This is a genomic window from Jannaschia seosinensis (genome assembly GCF_001408515.1).
In the GTDB taxonomy this organism is placed as follows: domain Bacteria; phylum Pseudomonadota; class Alphaproteobacteria; order Rhodobacterales; family Rhodobacteraceae; genus Jannaschia; species Jannaschia seosinensis.
The window spans coordinates 1-5362 of the sequence record NZ_CYPR01000034.1; the positions used below are offsets into that span (position 1 = coordinate 1).

The window sequence follows — 5362 nt, forward strand, 5'->3', positions numbered from 1 at the left end:
TCATGCGGATCGCGAAGGGGATCTCCTGCTCGACGAGAAAAGTGAACCATTCCTGACCGATGAACTCACGATCCGCCAGCAGCATCCGAACGGTTGAGGCGTCGAAATACGCGAGATACCGCTTCATCAGCGCGATGCGCTGAGCGGTCGTGCTGTTGCCGGAATGCGGGAGCATGGTCCACATCAGCGGGACGCGGAACTTGACCGTGATGACGGCCAACACGAGGACGTTAACGTCGGTCTTGCCGATCTTCCAGTTGGTGCGGTCGAGACAGAGATGCCAAGGGCGAGGATTGCCGAGCAGCGAGATCACGATGCCCACGCTCCAATCCTCGGGCAGGCACACATGTTGGAAGAAGCGTTGCAGACGGCGATAGGTCGATGCAACCATGGCGCGACTTGGCCGCTCGCTCGCGATATGCGTCAGGTTCACCGTTCGGGCGCTGATCATGCCAAGCAGGATCATGCAGAGCGTCTCGAGCCGTGACTTGCCCAACGGCACATGCGGAGTTAGCGTTTTCTGGAGATCGGCGAGAGCACGGATATTCAAGGGACCGTTCCTTTGGCGAGGTCGAGTCCACCAGAAGAATCCGTCTTGCCGGTCTCGGCCACCCCAAAAACGGCTGTGTCGTGTAGTCTGGCCGTTCGACTTGCCTACGTAACAAAGCCAAGGTTGAGCTTCATTTTCTGTGTTGCCTCACCAGCCAGAAGTAGGTCCGGATCACCCGGCGGGGGCCCTTGGCCCATTGATGGTGCGCTGGTAACAGCGAAGTGAAACGGGAAATCGGGATGTGAGTATGGCTGGTCGCGACGGTGCAGGCATGCAGGGCCGGATGCTCAGCGCTCTGGATGATCTGCACGATCGCGTCTGGGGTTTTGCCGCTGCAATCGGGCGCCGCGAGCAAGGATCGATCAGCATTCCGCGTCCGGTCGCGCCGAGGCACGTCGAGGTCGACATCTGCATCATTACACATTGCGGGTTTCCGGGCGGCAATGCCGCAACCACGGTGACTGAGGCACGCACATTTGCGTCGGCCGGATACAGCGTCGCCATCATTCATTGCAGCATCAAGAAATCACGTTGGAAATGGAATTGGGTATCAGGGCGTTACCTGCCGGTGATGGATATGATTGTGCCGGCCCATCGCGTCGGGCGCATCACGTGTCGCAAAGCTATCGTGCGCGGACCCCGCATGATGATGAACAGAAACTTCCTGAAACTTTCGAAGCGGATTGAACCGGGTCATGCGATCTTCGTCGTCAACAATTCTGCCTGGAGCGAGGACGGCAAACCCGTCTTCTCGTGGCCCGGCCTGCATGAGAGCATCCGTGGTTTCGACTGGCCATCCGTGGAGCTTTGCCCGACCGGACCGATCATTCGGGAGGAGTCCAGCCGCGATCTCGCCAACACCGACACGCCCTCGCAATTGTCGCGCCGAGATTGGCCGCCGGTTATGGATCAATCCGAATTTGCATTCCGTCCACGTGCAAAACTCACGCCGCCAATCGTGATCGGCCGGCACGCCCGGGATCATCCCGGAAAGTGGCTTGAGGACAGGGAAGAGCTACTGGCGGTCTATCCGGCTGACGACCCCGATATCCGTGTCTCGATCCTTGGCGGTGCAGAGACTGTGGCGAAATTGCGCGGCGGCGTCCCCCAAAGCTGGACGGTAATTCCTTTCGGCTTGGGAAGCGTGCGAGACTACCTCGACGGACTCGACATCTTCGTCAATTTTCCGTCGCCCATGCGGCATGAGGCATTCGGGCGAACCATTATCGAGGCGTCGTTGTCAGGCTTGCCGGTCATCCTGCCGCACCGCTTCGAGGCAACGTTCGGCGACTTGGCGATCTACTGCACGCCTGACGAGGTGCGGGATGTGATTGATCGCGTTGCCGCCGACGACACCGGTCGTCTCATCTACCTGAAGGCCTGCCGTGAGCTTGCCGAGAAGCTGTTCTGCACGCCCAGTCTCATTCAGCGGCTTGAAGACAATCGCCCTTCAGAACGTCCTACGCTCAACGGGCCGGCGGCTGCGTGGCGAACGGCGATACAGCCTCAGTCGTAGTGCCGCGCGAGGCCATCGAGAACGATAATTCGATCTTCCGCCGACATGGCATCAAGGCTTTGTACACAAAAGGACTCGAACCCGCCCTCTTGTAGTCGCGACAAAGTCTTACGCAACGCGTCACCTGTCGGGCGGCCCGGTTTCACGTAGCCTACATCAACAGGCGAAATCGTCCGCGCCCCCGCAGCCAGTTCCAGATGGCAGGCGAGGCCAAGGGGAGAGACCTGTTCAGCCGATCGAAAGCGGTGCGCCACCTGACGCCGAAGCGCTTGAGGATCGTTTTGAAAAAAGTTGCGCAGCGTCTGCCGACGCATCGGCTGGGGCTGGTGTTCGAGCAGGAAATAACGATCCGTCCGCCCGACCAGCCGCGCAGCGTCTCTCTGTGCGGCAGCGTAACCGGGCCGCTCCCCCCGCAGCCGGATCTTGAGCCACTCACGAAATCGAGAGGGAAACGGACGGAACCGGCCGCGGAGAACAGGGCGACCTTCATCGAAAAAATCCGTCTCGGACATGGTACGGCCGATGAAAATATCATCGTTAAGGTAGATGAATCGCTCCGACAGGTCCGGAATGCGGTGGATCATCGTCTCAATCGAGCGTGACGAAAATACCGGCAAGAGATCGGCGAACTCAGCAAATATTTCCGTATGATCCACCAAGCGCAGGCGGTTCGCATGAGCGGGATCGTCAAGAAGATCGGCGACCGGTGCGGGATACTGGTCATCGGTGACGATGTGGATGCGATCGATGAATGGGCAGAAGCGCAGGAGCGAGCGAACGCAAAATCGCAACTCGCCCGAATTGGCAAATCGCGTTGACCCAAACGTATCGGGATGAATGCCGCCCTCCCGATAGGCGGCGCGCTTGGCGAGGTGAGCCGGGTCTTCCCCGTCGACCCATGTAATCACTGCATCCATCATGACTATCCAGCCTCGGCAGGTTTGCAGCCGCCTCCGACATTGGCTATCGGAAGCTGTGCGGAACGTGGGCATATTCAACGACACATCGGTCAGCGGTCATTATGGCTGCACGGCCGTGATGTCGACTCTAGTGGGCGAACTCGCGGCCCGGGACATATCTGCTGCGTTCCTTTGGCCTGTAGCCACCGATTGGTCGGGGTACGAGCGCTGGATCATGCAGACCCGCCCGGACGCGATAATCGTGAACGGGGAAGGCACGATCCACCACTCGGCCGAACGCAAGCGCACTCGCGATCTGCTGGCGCTTCCAGTATTCGCGCGACGCCATGGTCTTCCGATCCACCTTTTGAATGCTTCCGTGTCGGCACTTGACGCCGCTGCGCTAGAGGCGCTGCGCGGGTTCGACACGGTGCATGTGCGCGAGAGTGATAGCCTTGCCTATCTGGAAGCTCACGGGCTCGACGCGAAGATGGTCCCGGACCTGTCGCTGGGCCTCTCGGTACCGCCCGCCAGCGCGCCACGTGAGGGAATAATTGTGACCGACAGCGTCCTTCAGGAGGTTGCAAGAGATCTGCGTACGTTCTCGCTGGAAATGGGTGCACGTTATGAGCGCATGAAGCCGAAGCGACCCCACGGGGCAAAGCTACGCGAGAAACTGCGGACGTTATGGCCAGGGCCATCCGCGTCGCGCCAGTGGAGCCCGCGCTCCGATGCGACCGCCTTTGCAAGCCGACTGGCTTCAAATTCGTTGGCCGTGACGGGGCGGTTCCACACTGTTCTTCTGTCGATCGCGACCGATACACCATTTATTGCCTTTCCGTCGAATACTCCCAAGATCGAGGCGGTTCTGCGCGACGCGTTCGGAAACACATCGCGGGTGCGCGATGTAGCAGTTCTTGAAGAACCACTGTTCCGGACCGAGGCGCGACGGGGCATACCCTTTTCGGCGGACGAACTGGCCGCGCTGGCCCGATATCGCGCCGCTGCAGCAGAGGCTCGCCGAGAAATGTTCGAACGGATTGCGAGTTCAGTAAAATGAAGATTGGCAGCAAGCGTTTTCGCTCCGCGATCAACGGTGTCGCGCGCAGTGTCGCTTTTCATCCCGCCACCCCATGGGGTCCCGATCTGCTGCAGCCGTCGTTGTTTTTGGGAAAGCGCGTTATTGTACTTGGACCCGCCCAGACGGTTTTTGACGACCTGAACGGAACGGACGTGGACGCGTACGACGTGGTGGTGCGCCTCAACAACGGCCTCCTCCTGTCGGAGCGCGATCCTGAAGTGCTTGGCAGACGCACCGACCTGCTCCTGCACAATTCCCGCGAGCATGGGCCGAGAAGCGCCGGGGCAATTCCTGCGGACCTTCTGAAAGCGCGTCGAGTTGGAATGCTTGCGTTCCCCTATTGGCGTAAGAATGAACACCGTCAGGCCTACTACGCTAAGAAGGCAGAGTTGCGTCGCGTGGATGGCCCTCCCCTGCGGCTCATTCCCCTCGACATGATGACGGCTATGCGGATTGACATCGGAGACCGGCCGCCCAGCGTTGGCGCAACGGCGATTATGTTTTTTCTCGACGCGCCCATCGCTGAAATTGCGATCCATGGCTTCACGTTTTTCGAAACCGCCTACGCCGCCGGCTACAACGACGCCGTGGCCTCACCTGAGGATGCGCGTGCTTGGGTCGACGCGCGCGGGACGCACGAACCAACTTCGGAGAAACAGGCGATTCGCACGCGTCTATCCCGCACCGAGGTCGCCAAGGTCATCCTCGGGCAAGGAGTTCGCAGACACCTCTTCGAGAAATGAAGTCACGCTTACCCATGTCCTGTTGACAGAACGTTGGGTCCAGAGGCGGATGCAGGCGATGTCGACGAAGCCCAGGACGCTTTCGACGGTCTTGTCGTAGCGGGTGGCGACGCGGCGGCTGTTCTTGAGCCGCCTGACGCAGCGCTCGACCGGGTTGCGCAGCGCGTAGAGGGTCTTGTCCACGCCCGCGCGGGCCTTGCGGTTGCGGCGCATGGGGATGACGGGGATCGCCGGCCTCGGCCTCGGCCTCGGCCCAGTCGCGGATGCGGTCCGCGTCGTAGCCCTTGTCGGCAAGCAGTTCGCCCGGCGCGGGCAAGGCATCGTCCATGACGAGTCGAAGCCTCTGTCGTCCGAGGTCTGGCCCGGCGTCACATCGGTGCGCATCGGCAGGCTCCAGCCGTTCGTGCGGAGGTGGATCTTGGTCGTCTGGCCACCTCTTGAGCGGCCAATACCCTATCGCGGAGTCCCCCTTTTGCGCCGGCTGCATGCTGATGCGCCCGGATCACCGTGCTGTCGATCCTCTGCAAGCGGTCGGGCGGGTGATTACGCTCGGCCGCGCCCTCGTTCAGGGCT

Annotated in this window: 5 protein-coding genes and 1 pseudogene; 3 read left to right on the forward strand and 3 right to left on the reverse strand. The window is 60.8% G+C overall.

The features are described 5' to 3' along the window. Positions 1-550 (reverse strand): transposase family protein (locus JSE7799_RS02850; protein ID WP_503089877.1); only part of this gene is annotated, 550 nt, incomplete at its 3' end. A gap of 247 nt (positions 551-797) precedes the next feature. Between JSE7799_RS02850 and JSE7799_RS02855 the strand changes: the two genes are divergently transcribed. Beyond that, entirely contained in the window at positions 798-2066 is a 1269-nt protein-coding gene (locus JSE7799_RS02855; protein WP_144431533.1) for a glycosyltransferase family protein, read from the forward strand. On the opposite strand, the gene JSE7799_RS02860 is transcribed toward JSE7799_RS02855, so the two are convergent. Further along, positions 2057-2983 (reverse strand): stealth family protein, encoded by a 927-nt coding sequence (locus JSE7799_RS02860; protein ID WP_245624780.1) that lies wholly within the window; start codon positions 2981-2983, stop codon positions 2057-2059. The genes JSE7799_RS02855 and JSE7799_RS02860 overlap by 10 nt on opposite strands. Positions 2984-3050: 67 nt before the next feature. Here JSE7799_RS02860 and JSE7799_RS02865 point away from each other — a divergent pair, with 67 nt between their 5' ends. Next, positions 3051-4025, forward strand: a complete 975-nt coding sequence (locus JSE7799_RS02865) for a polysaccharide pyruvyl transferase family protein (protein ID WP_245624781.1) — start codon at positions 3051-3053, stop codon at positions 4023-4025. Next, on the forward strand, positions 4022-4789 hold the full coding sequence (locus JSE7799_RS02870; RefSeq protein WP_055662258.1) for a glycosyltransferase family 29 protein: 768 nt from the start codon (positions 4022-4024) through the stop codon (positions 4787-4789). Before JSE7799_RS02865 ends, JSE7799_RS02870 begins: the two co-directional genes overlap by 4 nt. 39 nt (positions 4790-4828) lie before the next feature. Here JSE7799_RS02870 and JSE7799_RS21510 read toward each other — a convergent pair. Then, a pseudogene (locus JSE7799_RS21510) lies at positions 4829-5362 on the reverse strand (IS5 family transposase); the annotation flags it as partial.